Origin of the sequence: Silvania confinis, assembly GCF_025564085.1 — a bacterium.
In the GTDB taxonomy this organism is placed as follows: domain Bacteria; phylum Pseudomonadota; class Gammaproteobacteria; order Enterobacterales; family Enterobacteriaceae; genus Enterobacter; species Enterobacter confinis.
On record NZ_JAMGZJ010000073.1, the window covers coordinates 109539 to 136305 of the forward strand.

Annotated in this window: 20 protein-coding genes and 2 tRNA genes; 9 read left to right on the top strand and 13 right to left on the bottom strand. The window is 53.1% G+C overall.

The genetic code is table 11. The features are described 5' to 3' along the window. Positions 1-2: 2 nt before the first annotated feature. From oppB to M8013_RS09395, 3 genes are all read right to left on the bottom strand, one after another. Positions 3-923: an oligopeptide ABC transporter permease OppB gene (gene oppB, locus M8013_RS09385; protein WP_271267532.1), complete on the bottom strand. Its 921-nt coding sequence runs from the start codon at positions 921-923 to the stop codon at positions 3-5. 85 nt (positions 924-1008) lie between these two features. After that, positions 1009-2640, bottom strand: a complete 1632-nt coding sequence (oppA, locus tag M8013_RS09390) for an oligopeptide ABC transporter substrate-binding protein OppA (protein ID WP_271267533.1) — start codon at positions 2638-2640, stop codon at positions 1009-1011. Between the two features lie 773 nt (positions 2641-3413). Next, entirely contained in the window at positions 3414-4061 is a 648-nt protein-coding gene (locus tag M8013_RS09395; RefSeq protein WP_271267534.1) for a YchE family NAAT transporter, read from the bottom strand. A gap of 479 nt (positions 4062-4540) precedes the next feature. Here M8013_RS09395 and adhE point away from each other — a divergent pair, with 479 nt between their 5' ends. After that, complete coding sequence (adhE, locus tag M8013_RS09400) at positions 4541-7216, top strand: bifunctional acetaldehyde-CoA/alcohol dehydrogenase (RefSeq protein ID WP_271267535.1); 2676 nt, start codon at positions 4541-4543, stop codon at positions 7214-7216. A gap of 84 nt (positions 7217-7300) precedes the next feature. Here the strand turns inward: adhE and tdk are convergent, their stop codons facing one another. Further along, positions 7301-7915 carry a thymidine kinase gene (gene tdk / locus M8013_RS09405; RefSeq protein ID WP_271267536.1) on the bottom strand — a complete coding sequence of 205 codons (615 nt, stop codon included), beginning with the start codon at positions 7913-7915 and terminating at the stop codon, positions 7301-7303. Positions 7916-8460: 545 nt separating this feature from the next. Here tdk and hns point away from each other — a divergent pair. Then, positions 8461-8874 carry a histone-like nucleoid-structuring protein H-NS gene (hns, locus tag M8013_RS09410; protein ID WP_271267537.1) on the top strand — a complete coding sequence of 138 codons (414 nt, stop codon included), beginning with the start codon at positions 8461-8463 and terminating at the stop codon, positions 8872-8874. A gap of 200 nt (positions 8875-9074) precedes the next feature. Here hns and galU read toward each other — a convergent pair whose 3' ends face one another. The 3 genes from galU to rssA all read right to left on the bottom strand — a co-directional run bounded on the left by galU (position 9075) and on the right by rssA (position 12189). Continuing rightward, positions 9075-9983, bottom strand: coding sequence for a UTP--glucose-1-phosphate uridylyltransferase GalU (gene galU / locus M8013_RS09415; RefSeq protein WP_271267538.1), 909 nt, complete (start codon positions 9981-9983; stop codon positions 9075-9077). Between the two features lie 200 nt (positions 9984-10183). Then, positions 10184-11197 carry a two-component system response regulator RssB gene (rssB, locus tag M8013_RS09420; RefSeq protein WP_271267539.1) on the bottom strand — a complete coding sequence of 338 codons (1014 nt, stop codon included), beginning with the start codon at positions 11195-11197 and terminating at the stop codon, positions 10184-10186. An 89-nt stretch (positions 11198-11286) separates the two neighbouring features. Then, on the bottom strand, positions 11287-12189 hold the full coding sequence (gene rssA, locus M8013_RS09425; protein ID WP_271267540.1) for a patatin-like phospholipase RssA: 903 nt from the start codon (positions 12187-12189) through the stop codon (positions 11287-11289). 115 nt (positions 12190-12304) lie between these two features. Here rssA and M8013_RS09430 point away from each other — a divergent pair, with 115 nt between their 5' ends. From M8013_RS09430 to M8013_RS09445, 4 genes are all read left to right on the top strand, one after another. Beyond that, positions 12305-12763 carry a YchJ family protein gene (locus M8013_RS09430; protein WP_271267541.1) on the top strand — a complete coding sequence of 153 codons (459 nt, stop codon included), beginning with the start codon at positions 12305-12307 and terminating at the stop codon, positions 12761-12763. Between the two features lie 48 nt (positions 12764-12811). Further along, positions 12812-13654 (top strand): formyltetrahydrofolate deformylase, encoded by an 843-nt coding sequence (gene purU, locus M8013_RS09435; protein WP_271267542.1) that lies wholly within the window; start codon positions 12812-12814, stop codon positions 13652-13654. A 156-nt stretch (positions 13655-13810) separates the two neighbouring features. Next, positions 13811-13895 (top strand) — tRNA-Tyr (locus tag M8013_RS09440). 35 nt (positions 13896-13930) lie between these two features. After that, positions 13931-14015 (top strand) — tRNA-Tyr (locus tag M8013_RS09445). Positions 14016-14137: 122 nt separating this feature from the next. Here the strand turns inward: M8013_RS09445 and M8013_RS09450 are convergent. Then, a complete protein-coding gene (locus M8013_RS09450; RefSeq protein ID WP_271267543.1) occupies positions 14138-14581 on the bottom strand; it encodes an Lrp/AsnC family transcriptional regulator in 444 nt (147 codons plus the stop codon). A 108-nt stretch (positions 14582-14689) separates the two neighbouring features. Between M8013_RS09450 and M8013_RS09455 the strand changes: the two genes are divergently transcribed. Beyond that, positions 14690-15583, top strand: a complete 894-nt coding sequence (locus tag M8013_RS09455) for a DMT family transporter (RefSeq protein WP_271267544.1) — start codon at positions 14690-14692, stop codon at positions 15581-15583. A gap of 1 nt (position 15584) precedes the next feature. Here the strand turns inward: M8013_RS09455 and narI are convergent, their stop codons facing one another. From narI to M8013_RS09480, 5 genes are all read right to left on the bottom strand, one after another. After that, positions 15585-16262 carry a respiratory nitrate reductase subunit gamma gene (narI, locus tag M8013_RS09460; RefSeq protein ID WP_271267545.1) on the bottom strand — a complete coding sequence of 226 codons (678 nt, stop codon included), beginning with the start codon at positions 16260-16262 and terminating at the stop codon, positions 15585-15587. After that, entirely contained in the window at positions 16262-16972 is a 711-nt protein-coding gene (gene narJ, locus M8013_RS09465; protein WP_271267546.1) for a nitrate reductase molybdenum cofactor assembly chaperone, read from the bottom strand. Before narJ ends, narI begins: the two co-directional genes overlap by 1 nt. Next, positions 16969-18504, bottom strand: coding sequence for a nitrate reductase subunit beta (gene narH / locus M8013_RS09470; protein ID WP_271267547.1), 1536 nt, complete (start codon positions 18502-18504; stop codon positions 16969-16971). The genes narJ and narH overlap by 4 nt, the downstream gene beginning before the upstream one ends. Beyond that, entirely contained in the window at positions 18501-22244 is a 3744-nt protein-coding gene (locus M8013_RS09475; protein ID WP_271267548.1) for a nitrate reductase subunit alpha, read from the bottom strand. Before M8013_RS09475 ends, narH begins: the two co-directional genes overlap by 4 nt. Before the next feature lie 380 nt (positions 22245-22624). Continuing rightward, positions 22625-24019, bottom strand: a complete 1395-nt coding sequence (locus tag M8013_RS09480; protein ID WP_271267549.1) for a NarK family nitrate/nitrite MFS transporter — start codon at positions 24017-24019, stop codon at positions 22625-22627. Between the two features lie 308 nt (positions 24020-24327). On the opposite strand from M8013_RS09480, the gene narX reads away from it, so the two are divergent. Together narX and narL are read left to right on the top strand one after the other, a co-directional pair. Further along, entirely contained in the window at positions 24328-26124 is a 1797-nt protein-coding gene (gene narX, locus M8013_RS09485; RefSeq protein ID WP_271267550.1) for a nitrate/nitrite two-component system sensor histidine kinase NarX, read from the top strand. After that, positions 26117-26767: a two-component system response regulator NarL gene (narL, locus tag M8013_RS09490; RefSeq protein ID WP_271267551.1), complete on the top strand. Its 651-nt coding sequence runs from the start codon at positions 26117-26119 to the stop codon at positions 26765-26767. The genes narX and narL overlap by 8 nt, the downstream gene beginning before the upstream one ends.

Sequence of the window (26767 nt, forward strand, 5' to 3'; positions counted from 1 at the left end):
TGTCAGTAGCGGATTTTCGGATCGATAACGGCATACAGCACATCGACGATCGCGTTAAAGAGAATGGTCAGCGCACCAACGAGAATGGTCAGACTCAGTACCAGAGAGTAGTCACGGTTCAATGCGCCGTTAACAAACAGCTGGCCAATACCCGGCAGGCCATAGATGGTTTCAATAACCATGGAACCGGTAATGATGCCGACAAACGCAGGGCCTAAATAGGAGAGAACCGGCAGCAGCGCGGGCTTAAGCGCATGACGGAAGATGATCCGGCGCATCGGCAACCCTTTCGCCCGCGCGGTACGAATGAAGTTAGAGTTCAGAACTTCAATCATCGAACCGCGGGTGATACGGGAGATACTGGCGATATAGGCCAGCGATAACGCCACCATCGGCAGGATCATATATTGCGGTGCCCCTCCATTCCAGCCGCCGCCAGGCAGCCATTTGAGGGTGATGGCAAATATCATGACCAGTAAGGGCGCCACGACAAAACTCGGTATCACGACACCGGTCATTGCCACCCCCATAACGGTATAATCCCATTTGGTATTTTGATTCAGCGCGGCAATTACGCCCGCTGTGACGCCAAGAATAAGGGCCAGTAAAAATGCCGCAGCGCCTAATTTAGCCGAAACGGGGAAGCTGGACGCCACCAAATCGTTTACGGAATAGTCTTTATATTTAAATGAGGGTCCAAAATCGCCATGCGCCAGCTGCTTCAAATAATGAAAATACTGCGTGGAGATTGGATCGTTTAAATGATATTTCGCTTCGATATTCGCCATGACTTCGGGTGGCAGCGTACGTTCACCGGTGAATGGACTTCCCGGGGCGAGGCGCATCATAAAGAATGAGATCGTTATGAGAATAAATAGCGTTGGAATCGCTTCAAGACAGCGACGTAGGATAAATTTCAACATTGCCCGTACCTTCTGGCGTGTGCCTATATTGTATTACGTTGAGTAGACACCGTGGGGCAAGCATTGCCTGCCCCACTCATTGCCATTAATGCTTGATAATATACAAGTTTTTAACGTAGATGTTATCCATCGGGTCTTTACCGGTGTAGCCACCTACCCACGGTTTCACCAGACGGGCGTTCACGTAGTAGTAAACCGGCACGATCGCAGAGTCTTTATCGAGCTGCTGTTCTGCTTTCGCATACAGATCGGCACGCTGCGCTTCGTCAGTGACTTTCAGGGTATCGCCGATCAGCTTATCGAACGCCGGGCTCTTATAATGCGCGGTGTTGTTCGAGCTGTCGCTCAGCATGGTGTTCAGGAAGGAGGTCGGTTCGTTGTAGTCCGCACACCAGCCTGCACGCGCCACGTCAAAGGTGCCCTGATGACGGCTGTCCAGGAAGGTTTTCCACTCCTGGTTTTCCAGCTTCACGTTAGCGCCCAGGTTCTTCTTCCAGATGGAAGAGACGGCGATAGCCAGTTTTTTATGCAGATCGGAGGTGTTGTACAGCAGGTTAAAGGTCAGCGGTTTCTCAGCGGTGTAACCGGCTTCGGCCAGCAGTTTCTTCGCTTCTTCGTTACGTTTTTCCTGTGACCAGCCGAACCACTCTGGCTGGGTCAGTTTTGCACCATCGGTGTACGGCGGGGTGTAGCTGTATGCAGGCAGATCGCCCTGGTTTTTCACTTTGTTGACGATGATATCGCGGTCCAGTGCCAGCTTCAGGGCGGTACGCACGCGAACGTCATTGAATGGCGCTTTCTGGTTGTTGATTTCGTAGTAGTAAGTACACAGATACGGGTCAACGTGAACTTCTGCCGGGATCTCTTTTTTCAGCTTCTGGAACAGTTCAATCGGCATGTTGTTATAGGTCATGTCGATCTCACCGCTACGATAGCGGTTAACGTCAGTCACTTCGGAAGAGATTGGCAGGTAGGTGACCTGGTTAATAACGGTTTTCGCGTTATCCCAGTAGTTGGTATTACGCTCCAGGTCGATACGTTCGTTAACGACCCAGGATTTAAGCTTGTACGCGCCGTTGGTAACGATATTGGCAGGCTGAGTCCACTTCTCGCCAAATTTCTCAATCGCCGATTTAGGAACCGGGGAGACGGACGGGTGAACCAGCAGTTTGTAGAAATATGGAACAGGTTCGCTCAGGGTAACTTCGAACGTATTGTCATCAATCGCTTTTACGCCGAGGTCAGTAATCGGTTTTTTGCCCGTGATGATGTCATCGATATTGGCAATATGGCCGTACTGCAGATAGCTCGCATACGGAGAGGCCGTATTTGGATCGGCCAGGCGCTGCCAGCTATAAACGAAATCTTGTGCGGTAACCGGGGAACCGTCAGACCATTTTGCGTCTTTACGCAGGTGGAAAGTCCAGACTTTGCCGTCTTTGTTTTCCCATTTTTCGGCAACGCCCGCAACCGGGTGGCCGTCGACGTCAGAAACCAGCAGGCCTTCGAACAGATCGCGGTTAATGTTGGATTCCGGTACGCCTTCAATTTTGTGCGGATCAAGCGACTGCACTTCCGCGCCGTTGTTACGTACCAGCGTTTGCTTCTCAGCCAGCTGAACGCCAGCAGGAACGTCTGCAGCCATTGCAACGTTACCCGCGATGAGCGCAGTTAAGATTCCCGCTGCTACCAGACTTTTCTTTGTGATGATGGACATTGTGTTGATACTCCACTCTTTATAATGACTGGTTATTTACCAGTCTGTTTAATTCCCCTTTGGGGTTTCCTGACAACGTAGGAGTTTATGCAGCCGTCAGGCGTTTTTTTTACTACTTGCTATCACCGACTTTATTTTTACCAACGGCTCGTCTGGCCGTCTTGCGTCGATTCGTGACACGCCTCCCCTGTCGAGGCGTGTATCATATTTTTAAGACCAGAACCGCAAATGAAAAAAGTTCTCATCTTCATAATTTCTGCTGAAAATATAGGGCCGGAAAGTATCAAATGACATTCCCCGGTGCCAATACATTTTGCAAATTTGTTAACCAATTCTCTTTTATGACAGTGACCGTTACGCTGCGGACTACCCTACCACGCAATAAATACGCATAAAATCTTCAATATTCAATGAGATGGTGAATTTTATTGCGCCGATGTCTGTGCGGTGCAGTGTGCGACGGGTTGCGTGTACAAAAAATTAACAACTGTCTATTATTTAGCACATTCATCTATATGATTCATCAATTTACTAATATCATTTCATTAATCTCTCAGCAAGCCCCAGAGTATCGTGTGACTAAAATAACAGTCTTACTGCATGGAATGTGTACAGCACGCAACGGTCGTAAAAGGCAAGCTGTTGAAATTTAACAAAACAAAATTATTAGTAAAATTTATTATGGTTAGAGGGATTTTCAACTTTAATTATATGATTTGCTGATAATGACAAAAAAAACGGAGCCAATGGCTCCGTTTTTTCATATGAAAGGATTAGGCTAATAATCCTGGGAATATTGATTTGAGCCCGGTCACAATAAATTCAATGCCCAGCGCCATCAGCAATAGCCCCATGATACGGGTAATGACGTTAATACCCGTTTGCCCCAGCAGACGCACCAGCCAGGGCGCGATACGGAATACGCCCCAGCAGCAGAATGCAAACAACGCAATCGCCACCGAGAAGCCAATCAAGTGCATAATACTGTGGTAACGCGTTCCCCAGACGATCGTGGAGCTGATGGCTCCCGGTCCAGCCATCAGCGGTAACGCCAAGGGCACCACGCCGATGCTTTCACGCACGGCGGTTTCTGATTTTTCTTGTTTGTTCTGTTTGTCCTCACCCAGTTTGCCGCTGATCATCGACATGGCGATCGTCACCACCAGGATCCCACCCGCAATTCTGAACGAATCGATCGAGATGCCAAAAATCTGCAATATGGAATCGCCAAGATAGAGCGATGTCAGGAGGATGATCGCCACCGACAGATTTGCCGTCAGGTTGGTCTTATTTCTGGCGAGCGCGGTTTGATAGCTGGTCATACTGATGAAGACGGGAATAATGCCCACCGGGTTAACCAGGGCAAACAGACCGATAAAAAACTTGAAATAGGTTGGAAAATCAAAGAGGGAAGAACCCACTGTTAGCTCCGGCGATAAGCGAGACTGAATATAAAAAGAAGCACCCCAATAACCGCGCAGAAGATACGCTTTTTGACGGCATACTTCACCACAATATTGCTAAATCATAGGCCTCAATGCTGTAAAATATTTGTGTACTTAATGGTTTGATGTGGTTCAATTGATTTCGCAATTTTTTAACATTTGATATGACAAGTCAAAATACCCCTGCTGAAAGGTATCAGCTTATGGATAAATTGATACAGATCATGTTTTCCATACTCAGAAGTGAGTAATCTTGATTACGCCACCACGGAGATTCAGTTTCTGAAGGTAGGATTCTGATGGGAGGCTCTTTTAGTAAATCAGGGGGGCGATTTTACGTTAACACCTTGTTTTAATGTTAGTTACGCAAGTGGCAATGGCGCTGACTATACTGACTGTTTCCGTATCGTGCAGTTGATTTACTAAAAGAGTTTAACATTATCCAGGAGAGCATTATGGCTGTTACTAATGTCGCTGAACTTAACGCACTTGTAGAGCGCGTAAAAAAAGCCCAGCGTGAATATGCCAATTTCACCCAAGAACAGGTTGATAAAATCTTCCGCGCCGCCGCACTGGCCGCTGCAGATGCTCGTATCCCTCTCGCTAAAATGGCTGTTGCCGAATCCGGCATGGGTATCATTGAAGATAAAGTGATCAAAAACCACTTTGCTTCTGAGTATATCTACAACGCCTATAAAGATGAGAAGACGTGTGGCGTTCTGTCTGAAGATCACACGTTTGGTACTATCACTATTGCAGAGCCTATCGGCATTATCTGCGGTATCGTACCGACCACCAACCCAACGTCTACTGCGATCTTCAAATCTCTGATCAGCCTGAAGACCCGCAACGCAATCATTTTCTCTCCACACCCGCGTGCTAAAGATGCAACCAACAAAGCGGCAGACATCGTTCTGCAGGCAGCTATCGCGGCCGGCGCACCAAAAGATCTGATCGGCTGGATCGATCAACCTTCCGTGGAACTGTCTAACGCACTGATGCACCACCCTGACATTAACCTGATCCTCGCGACCGGCGGTCCAGGCATGGTTAAAGCGGCGTATAGCTCCGGTAAACCGGCTATCGGCGTAGGTGCAGGTAACACCCCGGTTGTTATCGACGAAACCGCCGATATCAAACGTGCCGTTGCCTCTGTTCTGATGTCAAAAACCTTCGATAACGGCGTAATTTGTGCTTCCGAGCAGTCCGTTGTGGTTGTTGATTCTGTATACGATGCGGTTCGCGAACGTTTCGCCAGCCACGGCGGCTACATGCTGCAGGGCAAAGAGCTGAAAGCCGTTCAGGACATCATCCTGAAAAATGGCGCGCTGAACGCCGCTATCGTGGGTCAGCCAGCGTATAAAATTGCTGAACTGGCCGGTTTCACCGTCCCGACTAGCACTAAGATCCTGATTGGTGAAGTGAAACTCGTTGACGAAAGCGAGCCGTTTGCTCACGAAAAACTGTCTCCAACTCTGGCAATGTATCGTGCAAAAGACTTTGACGACGCGGTTATCAAAGCGGAGAAACTGGTTGCAATGGGCGGTATCGGTCATACCTCTTGCCTGTACACCGACCAGGACAACCAGCCAGAGCGTGTTGCGCACTTCGGTCAGATGATGAAAACGGCACGTATCCTGATCAACACCCCGGCGTCTCAGGGTGGTATCGGTGACCTGTATAACTTTAAACTCGCGCCTTCCCTGACTCTGGGTTGTGGTTCATGGGGTGGTAACTCCATCTCTGAAAACGTTGGTCCTAAGCACCTGATCAACAAGAAAACCGTTGCTAAGCGAGCTGAGAACATGTTGTGGCACAAACTTCCGAAATCTATCTACTTCCGTCGTGGCTCTCTGCCAATCGCGCTGGATGAAGTGATTACTGATGGCCACAAACGTGCGCTCATCGTGACCGACCGTTTCCTGTTCAACAACGGCTACGCAGACCAGATCACCTCTGTTCTGAAAGCGGCTGGCGTAGAAGTTGACGTGTTCTTCGAAGTTGAAGCTGACCCAACCCTGAGCGTTGTTCGCAAAGGTGCAGAGCTGGCGAATTCCTTCAAACCAGACGTCATCATCGCGCTGGGCGGCGGCTCCCCAATGGATGCAGCCAAAATCATGTGGGTGATGTACGAACACCCAGAAACGCACTTCGAAGAACTGGCGCTGCGCTTTATGGATATCCGTAAACGTATCTACAAGTTCCCGAAAATGGGCGTGAAAGCGAAAATGATCGCCATCACCACCACTTCCGGTACCGGTTCTGAAGTGACTCCGTTTGCGGTTGTGACCGACGATGCAACCGGTCAGAAATACCCACTGGCAGATTACGCGCTGACCCCGGACATGGCGATTGTTGATGCCAACCTGGTTATGGACATGCCGAAATCACTGTGTGCATTCGGTGGTCTGGATGCGGTAACGCACGCCCTGGAAGCTTATGTTTCTGTACTGGCATCTGAATTCTCTGACGGCCAGGCGCTGCAAGCGCTGAAACTGCTGAAAGAAAACCTGCCAGCATCTTACAACGAAGGTTCTAAAAACCCGGTTGCCCGTGAGCGCGTACACAATGCCGCGACCATCGCAGGTATCGCGTTTGCGAACGCCTTCCTGGGTGTGTGTCACTCAATGGCGCACAAACTGGGCTCTCAGTTCCACATTCCTCACGGTCTGGCGAACGCCCTGCTGATTTCGAACGTTATTCGTTATAACGCCAACGATAACCCGACTAAGCAGACTGCATTCAGCCAGTATGACCGTCCACAGGCTCGTCGTCGTTATGCTGAAATCGCTGACCATCTGGGCCTGAGTGCTCCAGGTGACCGCACAGCTGCGAAAATCGAGAAACTGCTAGCATGGCTGGACAGCATTAAAGCTGAGCTGGGTATTCCTAAATCTATCCGCGAAGCCGGTGTTCAGGAAGCTGACTTCCTGGCTCACGTTGATAAGCTGTCTGAAGATGCCTTCGATGACCAGTGTACTGGTGCGAACCCACGCTACCCACTGATTGCTGAGCTGAAACAGATCCTGCTGGATACCTTCTACGGACGTGAGTACTCTGAAGCTGAAGCCGCTCCTGCTGCGGTAGAAGCAGCCGTAAAAGTGGACAAGAAAGCGAAGAAAAACGCGTAATTGACTGCGTAATAAAAAACCCGCCTCGGCGGGTTTTTTTATGTCTGTAGCACAGTGAGGACATGCGCCAATGAAATAGCGTCGCTAGCGGCGATACACTTCCTGAATGGCGGTAAGCGAGCCGACAAGCAACGCTTCTTTATAATGCCGACGACAGACCGACACATAGCGTTCATTACCGCCAATCACAACCTGTTCGCCTTCGGCATACGGTTTACCGGCATGATCGAGACGCAGCACCATACTCGCCTTGCGCCCGCAGAAGCAGATGGTTTTCAATTCCACCAGTTTGTCCGACCAGGCAAGCAAATACTGGCTACCTGTAAATAACTCACCGCGAAAATCGGTACGCAGACCATAGCAGAGCACTGGAATATCCAGTTCATCAACCACGTCGGAAAGCTCATGCACCTGTTGACGCGTCAAAAACTGGCATTCATCCACCAACACACAATGCACCTCTCCGGCAGCCACATCGGCACGAATTTCGTCCAACAGGTTAGTCTGCGGATTAAATAGTTTTGCCGGTGACGAGAGACCAATTCGTGAACTCACTTTCCCTGCGCCAAAACGGTCGTCAATTTCAGCAGTGTAGACCGCGGTGCGCATACCCCGTTCCTGATAATTGTAAGACGATTGCAGCAGTGCAGTCGACTTTCCGGCGTTCATTGCTGAATAGTAGAAATAAAGTTGTGCCATTGGCCGTAAAACCCTAATCAATGTGTATTATTCCCGATGCGGGATTGTACCATATTTTGTCTGGTCTTCTGCGCTACCGCGCACTGTACGGCCGTTACAGTACCGGCAAGCCCCGCCGGGATATAGCTTCGACAGTGATGAATCACATCAGAAAAGTGAAACAGGATGACGTTATAAGCGCGGTAAGTTGAGGAAAAATCTGTTTTTTTAACGGGAAGAGAACCCCCGAAATGATTCAATATTAATTAACAATTTCGACTGATAAACCCGTATAGCAGCCTAATACAAAAGGTTGATATTTATCCTTAGCAACTATATCACGCGAGAAAATTGTCCTAAAAATTGAGTTCACCGGCCGGTTTACAACGCGGCTGTTGATAACAAAATGTGCTTTATCCTGCTTGAATTTAAGTTAGTGATATTAATAATAGCGCCAGATATTAAGGAATTTTTGAATTCCTTACATTCTGACCTATTGCACATATCAATTTAAGCCTCTATTATTACCTCAACAAACCCCACTATATAAGTTTGAGATTACTACAATGAGCGAAGCACTTAAAATTCTGAACAACATCCGTACTCTTCGTGCCCAGGCAAGAGAATGTACTCTCGAAACGCTTGAAGAAATGCTGGAAAAATTAGAAGTCGTTGTAAATGAGCGCCGTGAAGAAGATAACGCCGCTGCTGCTGAAGTTGAAGAGCGTACGCGTAAACTGCAGCAATATCGTGAAATGCTGATCGCTGATGGTATTGATCCTAACGAATTGCTGAACAGCATGGCTGCCGCTAAAACAGGTGCTAAAGCTAAACGCGCTGCGCGCCCGGCTAAATATAGCTACATCGACGAGAACGGCGAATCTAAAACCTGGACCGGCCAGGGTCGTACACCTGCTGTTATCAAAAAAGCGATGGACGAGCAAGGTAAACAACTGGACGACTTCCTGATCCAGGAATAAGTCAGAACAGTTACTTAAAAATCCCGCTTAATGCGGGATTTTTTATGCCTGTATTTTATGCAGTGTGACATTCCGTTACATCGTGTCATATTACCTCCCGCCCCTGCGGTCTCTCCTTCACCGCGCGGCGTCGTTCAAGCGCCATAAAAAAACCGGTGTCGCAAGGCTTCACCGGTTTCGTTTAACACCAGAACAGACGATTAGTTTTTAATGCCCAGCGTCTCTTTCAGCCAGCCTTTAAATTCTTCACCCAGAGACTGGTGGCGAATACCGTATTCAACGAATGCCCGCATGTAACCGAGTTTATTACCGCAGTCATGGCTCTTACCTTTCATATGGTAGGCTTCAACGGTCTCTTTTTCGATCAGCATGTCGATAGCATCGGTCAACTGGATTTCATCGCCAGCACCTGGAGGGGTTTTCGCCAGCAGTTGCCAAATCTCTGCGCTCAGGACATAGCGCCCTACTACGGCCAGATTAGACGGCGCTACGTCGGCTTTAGGCTTCTCAACCACGCCAACCATTGGCACGCTGTCACCCGGGTTCATGCCGACACCTTTGCAATCGACCACGCCATACGCCGTCACGTCGTCTACAGGTTCAACCATAATCTGGCTGCTGCCGGTATCATCGAAGCGCTTAATCATATCGGCCAGGTTATCCTGGGACAAATCTGATTCAAATTCGTCGAGAATAACGTCTGGTAAAATAACCGCGACGGGCTCATTACCCACAACCGGATGCGCACACAGTACTGCATGGCCCAGGCCTTTTGCCAGACCCTGACGAACTTGCATAATAGTCACGTGCGGTGGGCAAATAGATTGCACTTCCTGCAGAAGTTGACGCTTTACGCGTTTTTCCAGCATGGCTTCCAGTTCGAAACTGGTATCGAAATGGTTTTCGATAGAGTTTTTGGATGAATGCGTTACCAGCACAATTTCAGTAATGCCAGCAGCAATACATTCGTTGACCACATACTGGATTAATGGCTTATCAACGAGCGGCAGCATCTCTTTAGGAATAGCCTTGGTTGCGGGCAACATCCTGGTTCCCAATCCTGCTACCGGGATAACGGCCTTTGTCACTTTCGAATTTAGGGCAGCCATTGAAACTCTCCTGAACTGTTCACGTTTTGAACTTTAGTCTGCATTAATAACGCGTTTAGTATATCAGTCTCAGGATGAAGTCCGGGTCTGAAAAGGACGCGCTACCGTTTAATTAGGATAAATACGACTGAAACTGGCAGTGATAGTAGCACCGCCTTTGAAACGAAGGTAAAGCTATCTACCGTTTAAATTCCAACTGATTATTCCGTGGACAACATTAAGCGCAGCCGCCCGCCGGCCCCCCAAATTTGGCATTGCCATGAGGGGCAGCGGTGACTTATTTGATTGAGATAAGTATTTCCTAACGTCCCTAACGGAACGCCGTTACTGACCTGTATATGATGTTCACCGGTATTAAGGGTGGCATTGAGCCCGGCGGACACCAACACGAGGTTCTTTAAGCCACTGTGGTAATAACCCACCAGCAGCGGAAATTGACCGGGTAAATTGGCCTGCCGCAGTAACTGGTTAACCTGTTTGAGCAAACTGCCTAACTCCGGAAGACGCTGGCCCTGATGCGAAAGTTGTTCCTGGAGTAAACCATTAAATAGCGCGCGCAGTAATAACGCTGCCAGGACGCCATTATCCCCTGCCCGGGTAACATCCAGACAATAAAAAGCCAAATCGTGATCGGATAAAGGAGCGATATCCAGAACCAGTCCGGACTGATCCGCCGCCACCAGTTGGCGGTAATTAATGCGACAATCGGAGATGGTCTGCTGCACCGGGGGCTGCAGCTCCTGCAGCAGTTTTGCCGCAGCGGCTGGATTATTGACCAGCGCATCCCAGTCCTGAAACAGACGTTCTTCTTCCTCAACGCGCGAATTAAACATATTCGGATACAGACAGGCCAGCACGGTTTCACGCAGGCGATTAAGATCTTTCACTGGCTTGAGCAGAACATCCTGCACGCCCAGGCGCAGCGCTTTGGCGATATCGGCCATATTTTCCGTGGCTGATATGACCAGAATTGGGATTTGATCGCCGGCATTACGCAGATGCTCCACCAGCTTAAGGCCATTCATGCGCGGCATCGCAATATCACAAATCATCAGGTCAGGTGTAATCCTGGCCAATTTTTCAAGCGCGTCGATGCCATCATTTGCCAGCGAGGTTGTTGCACCCAACGACGAAAGCCATGAATCCAGTAGGGAGCGGAAAACAGGCTCGTCTTCGACAATCAAAATTTGTTTTCCGGCTAATGGCTGCGTCATGGTTTCTCCCGGGGCTGACAGTAGATAAATAGTGGCATGCTATTGGTACTATCGCCTGTCAGATTTTGCTGAAGTCTTCAAAACAGTGCTCATGCCGAAGCCCGCACCAAAGGTAACAATTCATCCATTTTCTTTTCAACAGCCTGAGCGCCTGCGGTTATGGCCGCCTCGGCACGGTGGAAATCAAGCGTTGAAATTTGCGGACAAAAAGGTTGGATCAGGATATCCGGCGGGTCCCCTGCCATACGGTTGCGTTTCAGGCGGTTTTCCAGAACCTGAATCGAGGTGGTCATAATTTCCAGCGCAGTCGGTGCAGCGACCAGTTTACGCGCCGTGGCCCGGCTGATCCGCTCACGCAGACGTTCATGCCAGGCGAGTTCCTCAAGCCCGGCATCTTCTGAATGGGTATTCACTGGCATCAGCTCGTGCTGCATCAGATGAGCATCGTGCTGTAAATCGACAGCGATGACGATATCGGCGCCCATCGCTCGGGTCAGTGAGACGGGAATAGGGTTGACGACGCCGCCGTCCACCAGCCAGTAGCCATTATGGGGAACCGGCGCCATGAGGCCCGGCATGCTGCAGGAGGCGCGAACAGCAAGATGGAGATCGCCCTCGGTAAACCAGATCTCACGGCCGGTGCTGAGATTAGTGGCTACGGCGCCAAAGGGCATCTGGCAGTTGGAGAATTCGGACAGGGGCATCACCTGACGAAAGCGGTTAAATACGCGCTCACCGCGTAATAGCCCGCCACGCTGCCAGGAGAAGTCCATTAATCGCAGGACATCCCAGTAACTGAAGGATCGTACCCAGGTTTCCAGCTCGGGAAGTTTGCCGCAAGAATAGGCAGCCCCCACCAGCGATCCGATTGAGCACCCTGCGACAATATCAATTTCGATACCAAGACGTTGTAAGGCGTTAATGACACCAATGTGCGACCAGCCTCGGGCTGCACCTGAACCCAATGCCAGTCCAATTTTAACCTTTCTCATTAGCCCTTTTTAGCGTCCCCTGGATTCCTGACATAGCGTCATTGCAACTGCTCAGTTAACATGGTGCTACCACGGCGTTCAACGCCATTCATTTTAGTTTCAGGAAAAGAGTATCGTGTCTCAACTCTGTCCCTGCGGTAGCGCACTCGAGTATAGCCTATGTTGTCAGCGATATCTTACTGGTGAAGAGGTAGTGCCGGACCCGTCATCACTAATGCGTTCCCGCTACGCTGCTTTTGTGACGCGTAACGCAGACTACCTTATTAAGAGCTGGCACCCGTCATGTCACGCCGCTGATTTTCGTCAGGAAATCGAATCCGGTTTCGCTAACACAACCTGGGTCGGATTGACCCAGTATGAAACCGCCCCCGGCCGCGATGAAAACGAGGGTTTCGTCAGCTTTGTTGCTCGCTTTACTGAGCAAGGCAAAGCCGGTGCGATTATCGAGCGCTCCCGTTTCTTAAAGGAGAGCGGACAGTGGTACTATATTGACGGTACTCGTCCGCAGTTTGGTCGTAATGACCCCTGCCCCTGCGGTTCAGGTAAAAAATTTAAAAAGTGTTGCGGGCAATAGCGCCTGACAAACACCAGTCCAGCAAACACCTAACAGGATTTTCCGGCAATGCAATCGACACAACGCAAAGTGCTGCGCACCATTTGTCCCGATCAGAAAGGGCTTATCGCCCGTATAACCAATATTTGCTACAAGCATGAACTGAACATCGTGCAGAACAACGAGTTTGTTGATCACCGTACCGGCCGCTTCTTTATGCGTACCGAGCTGGAAGGTATTTTCAATGATGTGACGCTGCTGGCCGATCTGGATGGCGCGTTACCGGAAGGATCGGTGCGTGAATTGACCCCAGCGGGTCGCCGCCGGGTGGTTATTCTGGTGACCAAAGAGGCGCACTGCCTGGGCGACCTATTAATGAAAGCCAACTATGGCGGCCTGGATGTGGATATTGCCGCTGTTATTGGTAACCACGATACGTTGCGTACGCTGGTTGAGCGTTTCGATATTCCTTTTGAGCTGGTCAGCCATGAAGGCCACACCCGCGAAGAACACGACACCTTAATGGCGCAGGCGATCGAAGCCCATAACCCGGATTACGTGGTGTTGGCAAAATACATGCGCGTTCTGACCCCGACGTTTGTCTCGCGCTTCCCGAATAAGATCATCAATATTCACCATTCATTCTTACCGGCATTTATCGGCGCGCGACCTTATCACCAGGCGTACGAGCGCGGAGTGAAAATCATCGGTGCAACGGCGCACTATGTGAATGACAATCTTGATGAAGGTCCAATCATCATGCAGGACGTGATTCACGTTGATCACACCTACACGGCGGAAGACATGATGCGTGCCGGGCGCGACGTTGAGAAGAACGTCCTGAGCCGTGCGCTGTATCAGGTGCTGGCGCAGCGCGTATTTGTCTACGGCAACAGAACGATTATTCTTTAATCTTTCGCGCAATGAATTGATTACCTTTACATCTTTCCGGGTGAAATTCAGGCAAACGATTCATTTTCGCAAAGGAAGTCTTTACAGGGGCGCGTCATTTGATATGATGCGCCCCGCTTCCCGCAAGGAAGCAGGCCAGTAAATGCATTACCCCGTGGTGGGGTTCCCGAGCGGCCAAAGGGAGCAGACTGTAAATCTGCCGTCATCGACTTCGAAGGTTCGAATCCTTCCCCCACCACCATCTCAAAGCTTTACCTCAAAATGTGAATTACCCCTGGTGGGGTTCCCGAGCGGCCAAAGGGAGCAGACTGTAAATCTGCCGTCATCGACTTCGAAGGTTCGAATCCTTCCCCCACCACCATCACTTCAAAATCCTAAAATCCAGACTCACCAAATTCTTCGGTTTCCGCACACCTGTTTTCCGCGGTGGCGCTGCGCTTACCGGGGCTACAAAACCAAACGGTAAGCCGCCACCCGGCAAAACTACATCGGTGGCAACCGGCGCTTCACTGGCGAGCTTTTCACTATCGACGTATTGCACTGGGCATGCTCTGCCAACCCATCCAGCAACGTATCCAACTGCTCAATAGATCGCACCACCAGGCGGATAACAAAACAATCCTCGCCGGTCACTTTGTCGCTTTCAATACACTCTGGCATCGCCTGGATATAGCTATCCACCTTATGCAATAAACCCGGCAATGGCCGCACGCGAACCAGCGCCTGCAGCGTGTAACCTAATGCCGCCAGATTCACCCGGGCGCTGTATCCCTGAATAACGCCGCGCTCCTCCAGCCTTTTTAAACGCTCTGCCGTACTGGGTGACGTGAGCCCCACCCGACTGCTCAGCACCTTCAGCGACATCCGCGCCTCTTCCACCAGACAGGCCAGAATCTGCCGGTCAATCTCATCGATAAGGTAATCCATCGCATTCACCTAATTTATAAAAGCTAAACATCTCTGTTACCTTAAATCAGCCCTGTAAAACCGGATACGTTTTTTCGACAATAGAGGGCATTAATCAGGAGGTGTGTGATGCGTGAAGTTCAACAAGGCGTGTGGCAGATGTGTCTGGCAATGCTGATTTCCGGTTCCATTGGGGCCTTTGTTTTGCTCTCCGGCCTGCCGGTGACCGACGTCGTATTCTGGCGCTGTCTGATAGGCGCTATCGCGCTGTTTATCTTTATCCGCCTGAGCAAGCAGCCCTTTAGCCCGCTCACCCGTGTGACGTTGGCCTTAGCGGTACTGGGCGGTGTGGCGCTGGTCGTCAACTGGCTGCTGCTGTTCGCCGCTTTTGAACGCATCTCTATTGGCCTCTCCACGGTGGTCTATAACACTCAGCCATTTATGCTGGTGCTGATGGGGATGCTGCTCGGGGAGCGCGTAAGTCTGGTGAAATGGGGCTGGCTGGCGCTGGCGTTTGCCGGGGTAGTGATTTTACTCTCCAGCGAACTGACGCAGGGGCACGCTGCCGGCTGGTTGACGGGCATTGCCCTCGCTCTGGGCGCGGCGTTCTTCTATGCGCTGACCGCCATTATTACCCGCCAGCTCAAATCCCTGGCACCCCAGCACATCGCCTTTATTCAGGTGCTGACCGGGATCGTGATGCTGCTGCCGCTGGCACACAGGCCGGTCTTCTCCACCGACTTCCCGTGGGCGATCCTGCTGACGCTGGGCATTGTCCACACCGGTATTATGTATCAGCTGCTCTACAGCGCGATCCAGAAACTGCCGATGCCCATTACCGGCTCCCTGTCATTTATCTACCCGGTGATTGCGCTGATTGTTGATAACCTGGTGTTCGGTCATTCGCTCAATGCCACCCAGTTTGCGGGCGGCCTGCTGATCCTGTTCGCCGCGGCGGGCAACAACCTGGGTTGGGGCGAAAAAAAACCCCGCGCAAGCGGGGTTGGAATCAAACAAGTCTGAGTTAGCGACGTGCACGTACAATCTGGTATTTGCGCGTCAGGTACTCGACCGGCGCGCTCCAGATATGCACCAGACGGGAGAACGGGAACAGCAGGAACAGCGTCATCCCGAGCACAAGGTGCACGCGGAAGATAAACGCCACGCCGTCCAGATGCGCTGAGGCACCGCCGTGGAAGGTCACCACCGACTGCGCCCACCCGACCAGTTTGAGCATTTCGCTGCCGTCCATATGCTGAGCGGAGAACGGAATAGTCAGCAGACCCAGCGCACACTGCACCATCAGCAGGGTCAGGATCAGGATATCTGCCCCGGTAGTGGTGGCACGCACCCGCGGGCTGAACAGACGACGTTTCAGCAACAGCAGGCCACCGACCAGACACATCACGCCGCTGGCGCCGCCCATGATCATCGCCATCTTCTGCTTCACGTCCATCGGCAGGAAGGATTCATACATCCAGTGCGGGGTCAGCATCCCGAGGAAGTGACCGGCGAAGATCCCCAAAATCCCGATGTGGAACAGGTTTGACGCCAGGTTCATCCCCTTACGATCCAGCATCTGGCTGGAGCCTGCGCGCCAGGTGTACTGGCCGTAGTCATAGCGCAGCCAGCTGCCCACGAGGAATACCGAGCCCGCTATATACGGGTAGATATCAAAGAAGAACATATTCAGGAATTGCATTATTGCTGTCCTCCGTTAGAGATATTCAGATATTGCGGGGCAACGGCGCCGGCAAAACGGCGCTGATGAGCGGAGATCTCCGACTCGCCGCAGTTCTGGTCGGCCATAAACTTCACCTGCTCTTCTTCCCAGACGGCATCCAGCGCCTGCGGGGTATCGTCGCGTGCTTCGTCGGCAATTTTTTCTGCCACTTTTGCACTGTCGATAGCCGTGTTCGCCAGTTTTACCAGCAGATCGAACAGCACCGCATAGCAGCTCTCACGCTGCTGCAAACGGGCGCTAAGCAGGGCGAGGATCGGGGCAATATCCTGCAAACCCCCGATCGCGTCTTCTTTTGGCAACTGCGCCAGATATTCCAGGTACAGCGGCAGATGATCCGGCAGCTCGCGGCTGTCGATCTGCAGGCCGTGCTGCTCGTACTGCGCCATCAGATCGACCATCGCCTGACCACGGTCGCGGGATTCACCGTGAACGTGTTCGAACAGCAGCAGCGACGTGGCACGTCCGCGATCGAACAGCTGGCTATAGTCAGACTGCGCATCCAGCAGATCGCGCGCTAACAGGTCGCGCAGGAAAACGCCCAGCGTCTGGGCAGCCTCTTTATCCAGGTTTTCAGCTGACGCGAGTGCCTCGAAAAGTTCCTGTTGATGCTGCACAAGCGCAGCATCAGGGTACTCGAGCAGACGCGATACAATGACGAGTTCAATCATTGGTGCGGCTCCGTTTTGCTGGTCACATCCATCGCATCAATACGACGGCTGTTGAACAGGTTGAATTTGGTGTCTGACCCGTGGCAACCGTCGCCAAAGGTGAAGCCACAACCGCTTTTTTCCGGGAAGGCGTCGCGAGCCTGTTCACGGTGGCTGCTCGGCACCACGAAACGATCTTCGTAGTTAGCAATCGCCAGATAACGGTACATCTCCTGCGCCTGGGCTTCGCTCAGGCCCACTTCTTCCAGCGCGCGGGTGTCGATGACGCCGTCAACGGTTTCCGCACGCTTGAAGTGGCGCATCGCCAGCATCCGTTTCAGTGCCAACAGTACCGGCTGGGTATCGCCTGCGGTGAGCAGGTTTGCCAGGTACTGAACCGGGATACGCAGGCTGTCCACGTCTGGCAGAATGCCGTTACCGCCCAGTTCGCCCGCATCGGCGGCGGACTGAATCGGTGACAGAGGTGGCACATACCAAACCATTGGCAGGGTGCGGTATTCCGGGTGCAGCGGCAGAGCCAGCTTCCAGTCCATCGCCATTTTGTACACCGGCGACTGCTGGGCGGCGTCGATGACGCTCTGCGGAACGCCATCGGCAAGCGCCTGCTCGATCACTTTTGGATCGTTCGGATCGAGGAACACGTCCAGCTGACGCTGATACAGATCTTTTTCGTGTTCGGTGCTTGCCGCGCTCTCAATCGCATCGGCGTCATACAGCAGGACGCCGAGATAACGGATACGGCCTACGCAGCTTTCTGAACACACGGTCGGCTGGCCGGCCTCAATACGCGGATAACAGAAGATGCACTTCTCGGACTTGCCGCTTTTCCAGTTGAAGTAGATTTTCTTATACGGGCAGCCGGTAATACACATCCGCCAGCCGCGGCACTTGTCCTGGTCGATAAGGACGATACCGTCTTCTTCACGCTTGTAGATGGCTCCGCTCGGGCAGGTCGCGACACAGGCCGGGTTCAGGCAGTGTTCGCACAGGCGCGGGAGATACATCATGAAGGTGTTCTCAAACTGGCCGTACATTGCTTTCTGCATGTTCTCGAAGTTTTTGTCTTTCGACAGCTTCTCAAACTCGCCGCCCAGATCGTCTTCCCAGTTCGGGCCTTTCTCGATCTTGGCCATACGCTGACCGGTGATCAGCGACCGTGGACGGGCGATAGGCTGATGTTTGCCTTCCGCTGCGTTATGCAGATTCTGATAGTCAAAATCGAACGGTTCGTAGTAATCATCGATCCCCGGCATGTGCGGGTTGGCGAAGATTTTACCCAGCAGCAGCGCCCGGTTACCCATGCGCGGCTGGATTTTGCCGTTGATCTTACGGATCCAACCGCCCTTCCATTTTTCCTGGTTTTCCCAGTCGGTCGGGAAGCCGGTACCGGGCTTGGTTTCAACGTTGTTGAACCAGGCGTACTCGGTACCTTCGCGGCTGGTCCAGACGTTTTTACAGGTGACTGAGCAGGTATGACAGCCAATGCATTTATCCAGATTCAGCACCATGCCGACTTGTGAACGAATTTTCATTTTACGCTCTCCTGTACCTGGTCATTTCCTTCGCCGTCTAACCAGTCAATATTTTTCATTTTACGTACCACCACAAACTCATCGCGGTTTGAACCCACGGTGCCGTAGTAGTTAAAGCTGTAAGCCAGCTGGGCATAACCGCCGATCATATGGGTCGGCTTCGGCGTAATACGGGTCACCGAGTTATGAATACCGCCGCGCTGCTGGGTGATCTCTGAACCCGGCAGGTTCACGATGCGTTCCTGCGCGTGGTACATCATCGTCATCCCGGCAGGTACACGTTGGCTCACCACCGCACGCGCAGTCAGGGCACCGTTGCTGTTGAACACTTCGATCCAGTCGTTATCGACGATCTGCAGATCTTTCGCATCCGCTTCACTCATCCAGACAATCGGGCCACCGCGTCCCAGCGTCAGCATCAACAGGTTGTCGCTGTACGTAGAGTGAATGCCCCATTTCTGGTGCGGCGTCAGGAAGTTCAACGCTTTTTCCGGATAGCCATTCGACTTCTCGCCCATTACTTCTTTCACCGAGCGGGTATCAATCGGCGGACGGTAGACCAGCAGGCTTTCACCAAAATCACGCATCCACTGGTGATCCTGATACAGCGACTGACGGCCCGTCAGGGTGCGCCATGGGATCAGCTCGTGAACGTTGGTGTAGCCCGCGTTATAGGACACATGTTCATCTTCGAGGCCGGACCAGGTCGGGCTGGAGATGATCTTGCGCGGCTGGGCCTGAATATCGCGGAAGCGAATTTTTTCGTCTTCTTTATTCAGCGCCAGGTGCGTATGGTCACGACCGGTAAACTCACTCAATGCAGCCCAGGCTTTCACCGCCACCTGACCGTTCGTTTCCGGTGCCAGAGTCAGGATCATCTCAGCGGCATCAATGGCGGTATTCAGCATTGGCTGGCCTTTGGCCGGGCCGTCTGCTTTGGTGTAATTGAGCTTGCGCAGCAGATCCATTTCGCTCTGGGTATTCCAGGCAATCCCTTTACCGCCGTTACCGATTTTTTCCATCAGCGGGCCGATAGAGGTAAAGCGTTCGTAGGTTGCCGGATAATCGCGTTCAACCGGGATAATGTGCGGGGCGGTTTTGCCTGGAATCAGGTCGCATTCGCCTTTTTTCCAGTCCTTCACGTCCAGCGGCTGTGCCAGTTCAGCAGCAGAATCGTGCTGGATTGGCAGCGTAACCACATCCGTTTCAACACCCAGGTGACCGACGCACACTTCGGAGAATTTCTTCGCGATGCCTTTATAGATTTCCCAGTCGCTTTTCGATTCCCATGCCGGGTCAACGGCAGCAGACAGCGGATGAATAAACGGATGCATATCCGAGGTATTCATATCGTCTTTTTCATACCAGGTGGCGGTTGGCAGCACGATGTCGGAGTAGAGACAGGTGCTCGACAGACGGAAGTCCAGCGTCACTACCAGATCCAGCTTGCCGTCGAGGCCGTTATCCTGCCATTCCACTTCTTCAGGCTTCACGCCGCCCTGCTTGCCCAGATCTTTACCCTGAATACCGTGATCGGTACCGAGCAGATACTTGAGCATGTACTCGTGGCCTTTACCGGATGAACCCAGCAGGTTTGAGCGCCAGATAAACAGGTTGCGCGGGTGGTTTTTGCCGTTTTCAGGCTGCTCGGCCGCAAAGCGGATAGAGCCGTCTTTCAGAGATTTAACGGTGTAATCCACCGGTGACATCCCGGCTTTCTTCGCCTCTTCGGCAATACGCAGTGGGTTAGTGCCCAGCTGCGGCGCAGACGGCAGCCAGCCCATGCGCTCGGCACGCACGTTGAAGTCAATCAGGTGGCCGGTGTAGCGGGATTTATCCGCCATCGGCGACAGCAGTTCCTGCGCCGTAACGGTTTCATAGCGCCACTGGCTGGAGTGGTTATAGAAGTAGGAGGTGCTGTTCATGTGACGCGCAGGACGCTGCCAGTCAAGGCCAAACGCCAGCGGCTGCCAGCCGGTCTGCGGACGCAGTTTTTCCTGGCCAACATAGTGTGCCCAGCCGCCGCCGCTTTGACCGATACAGCCGCAGAACACCAGCATGTTGATCAGGCCGCGATAGTTCATATCGAGGTGGTACCAGTGGTTCAGACCCGCCCCGACGATGATCATTGAACGACCGTGGGTTTTGTCGGCGTTTTCCGCAAACTCACGCGCGATACGGGTGATCTGCGCACGCGGCACGCCGGTGATCTGCTCAGCCCACGCCGGAGTATAGGCTTTGATTTCGTCGTAGTTGGTCGCACAATTTTCATCGTTCAGACCGCGTTCCAGACCGTAGTTGGCCATGGTCAGATCGTAAACGGTGGTCACCAGCGCGGTAGAACCGTCGGCCAGCTGCAGGCGCTTAACCGGCAGCTTGTGCAGCAGGATGTTTTCCAGCTCCACTTTATTGAAATGTTCGGTGCCTTCGCCACCAAAGTACGGGAAGCCGACTTCAGCGATATCATCCTGGCTACCCAGCATGCTAAGGCGCAGATCGGTTTCTTCGCCTGACGTCGCATCGCGTTGCTCGAGGTTCCACTTGCCTTTCTCACCCCAGCGGAAACCAATGGACCCGTTCGGGGCCACCATCTCGCCATTGCTGCTGTAAGCGACGGTTTTCCATTCCGGATTGTTTTCCTGACCGAGTGCATCCACCAGGTCTGCTGCACGCAGCATACGGCCTGCCGCATAGTACCCGTCGCGCTCTTCCAGCATCACCAGCATCGGCATGTCGGTGTATTTGCGCACGTAGTCGGTGAAATACTGGCTTGGTTTATCGAGGTGGAACTCACGCAGCATCACGTGGCCCATCGCCAGTGCCATCGCGGCATCGGTACCCTGCTTCGGTGCCAGCCACAGGTCGCACAGTTTGGCGATCTCGGCGTAGTCCGGGGTAATGGCAACGGTTTTGGTGCCTTTGTAGCGCACTTCGGTAAAGAAGTGGGCGTCCGGGGTACGGGTCTGCGGCACGTTAGAGCCCCAGGCAAGGATATAGCTGGAGTTGTACCAGTCGGCAGATTCCGGTACGTCGGTCTGCTCGCCCCAGGTCTGCGGAGACGCAGGCGGTAAGTCGCAGTACCAGTCGTAGAAGCTCAGGCAGGTGCCGCCAATCAGCGACAGGTAGCGCGCGCCGGAGGCGTAAGAAACCATCGACATCGCCGGGATCGGTGAGAAGCCTGCCACACGGTCCGGGCCGTAGGTTTTAACGGTATAAACGTTAGAAGCGGCAATCAGCTCGTTAACTTCTTTCCACGAGGAGCGCACAAAGCCGCCGCGACCACGCGCCTGCTTAAAGCTTTTCGCTTTGTCTGCGTCTTCAATGATTGAGGCCCAGGCATCAACCGGATCGCTGTGCTGTATTTTTGCTTCACGCCACATTTTCATCAGGCGTTTGCGCATCAGCGGGTATTTCAGGCGGTTGGCGCTGTACAGATACCAGGAATAGCTGGCGCCACGCGGACAGCCGCGCGGTTCGTGGTTCGGCATATCCGGACGTGTACGCGGATAGTCGGTCTGCTGCACTTCCCAGGTCACCAGACCGTTTTTAACGAAGATCTTCCAGCTGCAGGAGCCGGTGCAGTTCACACCGTGCGTGGAACGAACGACTTTGTCATGCTGCCAACGTTGACGGTAACCATCTTCCCAGTCCCGGTTGGTCTCCAGAACCTGGCCGTGCCCATCGGCAAAAGTTTCGCCCTTCTGTTTGAAGTAGCGAAACCGGTCCAAAAATTTGCTCATCGGGTATCTCCTGTGTGGAGCCTGTGGCTCTCTAAATCGACATTGCTGATTTGCAGCGAAGGTAACGCTATGAAAGATGGCGAGAATTGATAACGATCAAGGCGGGTCAGGTCTGTTGCGGAGGGCTTATCTTTTACTACCCCCAAGGGAGTACGGACTTCTGTTTTGCATCACGCTGATAAATAAGGGTTTTTATGATTAGTCGTACAAAACAAACCGCATCATTCCCTGTGCAGAGTTTTAAGGAGTAGACGATTCTGCTAAGCGATAGCGATCACAGTGCTACCCCCTGGCGTGGCCGTCATCCCTTTAAGTATGTTGTAACTAAAAACCACTAAAAAAAAGCGCGGCACCAGGCCGCGCAAACGGATAATCACTACTTACTTTTTATTAGAATGACGTCCATATACCAGCCAGGTGACAAACACGCAGGCGATATAGAATACGAGGAACACTTTCATAGCATCTGCCGGGGAGCCGGTCAGCTCCAGAGAGAGACCAAATGCTTTTGGAATAAAGAACCCGCCAATCGCGCCAATCGCCGAGATAAAGCCCAGCGCCGCAGCCGTATCGGTGGCCGCTTCACGCATGGCCTGCTGCTCGTCGCCGCCCTGCGCTTTGACGCGCTCCATGGTCATTTTACGGAAGATCATCGAGATCATCTGGAAGGTGGAGGCGCTCCCCAGCCCGGCGGTCAGGAACAGCACCATAAACACCGCGAAGAAGGCGCTAAAGTTACCGCCCACGCCATTGACTGGCAGCGTCAGGAACAGCAGCGCACAGAAAATCGCCATCACCACAAAGTTTACCAGCGTCACGCGCGTCCCGCCCAGACGGTCAGAAATCATCCCACCGGTCGAACGGGCCAGCGCGCCAACGAACGGACCGAAGAAGGCGAACTGCAGGATCTGCACGTCCGGGAACTGGGTTTTCGACAGCATCGCAAATCCGGCGGAGAAGCCGATAAACGAGCCGAACGTGGCCAGATACAGCAAGGCCATGATCCACAGATGGGCACGTTTCAGTACCGGCAGCTGTTCGCGCAGCGACGCTTTCGACGCCGCCAGATCGTTCATACCAAACCATGCGGCGAGGGTAAATATCACCAGGAACGGAACCCAAATCCACGCAGCGTTCTGCAGGAACAGGTGCGATCCATCCGCCTGCTCAACGCCGGAGCCGCCAAAAACAGCAAAAATAGAGACCGAGATCGCCAGCGGCGCAATCAGCTGCATGACGCTGACGCCCATATTACCCAGACCGCCGTTCAGCCCCAGCGCCCCACCCTGCTTATGTTTCGGGAAGAAGAAGCTGATGTTGGCCATGCTGGAGGCAAAGTTAGCCCCGGCGAAGCCGCACAGCAGTGAGATCGTCACGAAGACGCTGAATGGCGTGGTGATATCCTGTACCGCAAAGCCCAGCCACACGCACGGGATAATCATGATCCCGGTACTGAACGCCGTCCAGCGGCGTCCGCCAAACAGCGGCACCATAAACGCATAAGGCACACGCAACAGCGCACCCGACAGCGCCGGCAAGGCCGTTAGCATAAACAGCTGATCGGTAGTAAATTTGAAGCCCACTTTTGGCAGGTTGACCGCCACGGCGCTGAACAGCATCCATACACAGAACGCCAGCAGCAGACAGGGAATAGAAATCCACAGATTACGACTTGCAACACGTTGACCACGCTGTTCCCAAAACGCCGGATCCTCCGGACGCCACTCGGTAATAACCGCGCCAGATTCCCTTTCGGGAGAAGATGAGTGACTCATAGACACCTCTGATTCTTAAAAGTTGGACAAAGATCAGGGTTTTAAGCTGGCGGTAAGTTGATATAAATCAAAGGAAAAGGTAGCTAATTCAGAAGTAAAACATGGCCATTACCCTTTGTGAGTAGGGTTTTTCGCCAGAAAAGGTGTGGTTTTTCACGCTGCTGCTCTTGCTGGATCCTCCTCCTCTCCCATTCACCCGTTTAATGGCAATTAGGGAGTAATCCTTTTGGGGTATGGGTATACTCCGGGGTATGCCTGAGAATAGGGCTCCTTCCAAGTCCAGGCATTGTCAGGAGCCAGACTGCTCTATGTTTAAACGCTGTTTTTCACCGCTGACGCTGGTTAATCAACTGGTGCTGATCGTCATGCTGTCCACCGCCATCGGGGTGACGGGGATGGCGATTTCCGGCTGGCTGGTGCAGGGCGTCCAGGGCAACGCGCACGCCATTAATAAAGCCGGTTCACTGCGGATGCAGAGCTACCGACTGCTGGCGGCGGTCCCGCTGGCGCCTGCCAATCAAGCCCTGCTGGACGAAATGGAAGTGACCGTGTTCAGCCCGGCACTGAAAGAGGCCGCGCGTCGTGAAAACCAGCAGCCAAAACTGATGGCGCTGCAGGGCTACTGGCACAGCCAGCTGGAGCCGGGCCTCCGGCAGGCGCAAAGCCCTGAGACGGTGGCCGAGGACGTGGCGAATTTTGTCAGCCGGCTGGACGATCTGGTTAGCGCCTTCGACTCCAGCACCGAACAGCGCATCGCGCGGGTGGTGCTGATGCAGCAGCTGATGGCCGTCTTTATGGGCCTGCTGCTGGTGTTTACCATTATCTGGCTGCGCGCCAGGCTGCTTCGCCCATGGCGACAGCTGCTGGCAATGGCTCGCGCCGTGACCCAGCGTGATTTTACCCAACGTGCGCAGGTGAGCGGACGCAATGAGATGGCGATGCTCGGCGACGCGCTGAATACCATGTCCGGCGAGCTGGCCGAAAGCTACGCGGTGCTGGAACAGCGGGTGCGGGAAAAAACCGCCGGACTGGAACAAAAAAACGAAATTCTCTCCTTCCTGTGGCAGGCTAACCGTCGTCTGCATTCGCAGGTACCGCTGTGCGAACGGCTATCACCAGTGCTGAACGGCCTGCAAAACCTGACCCAGCTGCACGATATCGAGCTGCGCGTCTACGACACCGAAGATGAAGAGAACCATCAGGAATTTACCTGTCAGTCGGATCTGAGCTGCGATGAAAAGGGTTGTCATCTTTGCCCGCGCGACCTGCCCTCTCACTCGAATAGTGGGACGACGCTGAAGTGGCGACTGGCCGACAATCTGATGCAGTACGGTATTTTGCTGGCGACGCTGCCCGCAGGGCGCCATCTGAGCCACGATCAGCAGCAACTGGTCGATACGCTGGTTGAGCAGCTCACCGCCACGCTGGCCCTCGACCGCCATCAGGAAAAACAGCAACAGCTGATTGTGATGGAAGAACGCGCCACCATTGCCCGGGAGCTGCACGACTCCATCGCCCAGTCGCTGTCGTGTATGAAGATGCAGGTCAGCTGCCTGCAGATGCAGGACACCGACCTGCCGGACAACAGCAAACAGCTGCTGAGCCAGATCCGCAACGAGTTGAATACCTCCTGGGTGCAGCTGCGCGAGCTGCTGACCACCTTCCGTCTGCAGCTGACGGAGCCCGGCCTGCGCCCGGCGCTGGAGGCCAGCTGTCAGGAATTCAGCGCCCGGATCGGGTTTACGGTATCGCTCGACTACCAGCTGCCGCCGCGCTTTGTGCCGTCCCACCAGGCCATCCATCTGCTGCAGATCGCGCGCGAAGCGTTAAGCAACGCGCTCAAACATTCCGGGGCGACCGCAGTTGCCCTGTTCGTGAGCCATCATGACAATCAGGTCAAACTCACGGTTCGTGATAACGGCTCTGGCGTGCCGGAAAACGCCGAAAGAAATAATCACTACGGCTTAATCATTATGCGCGACCGTGCGCAAAGCTTACGTGGTGATTGTCAGGTTCGCCGCGGCGAGTCTGGCGGTACCGACGTCACCGTCACCTTTATTCCCGAAAAGCCTCTTTTCACTGCCCAAGGAGAACACCATGTCTAGTCAGGAGCCTGCAACAATCCTGTTAATCGACGATCATCCGATGCTGCGCACCGGCGTAAAACAACTTATCAGCATGGCGTCGGATATCACCGTCGTGGGCGAAGCCAGCAATGGCGAACAGGGCATTGAACTGGCCGAAGCGCTGGATCCTGACTTGATCCTGCTCGACCTGAATATGCCGGGGATGAACGGGTTAGAAACGCTGGATAAGCTGCGGGAAAAATCGCTCTCCGGCCGTGTGGTCGTTTTCAGCGTCTCTAACCATGAAGAAGACGTGGTCACCGCCCTCAAACGCGGTGCGGACGGCTATCTGCTGAAAGACATGGAGCCGGAAGAACTGCTGAAAGCCCTGCAACAGGCCGCCGCAGGCGACATGGTGTTGAGCGAAGCCCTGACCCCGGTGCTGGCGGCGAGTCTGCGCGCCAACCGCGCCACCTCCGATCGCGACGTCACCCAGTTGACCCCGCGCGAGCGCGATATCCTCAAGCTGATTGCCCAGGGTCTGCCGAACAAGATGATCGCCCGCCGTCTGGATATCACCGAAAGTACGGTGAAGGTACACGTCAAACATATGCTGAAGAAGATGAAGCTGAAATCGCGCGTGGAAGCGGCGGTGTGGGTGCATCAGGATCGTATTTTCTAG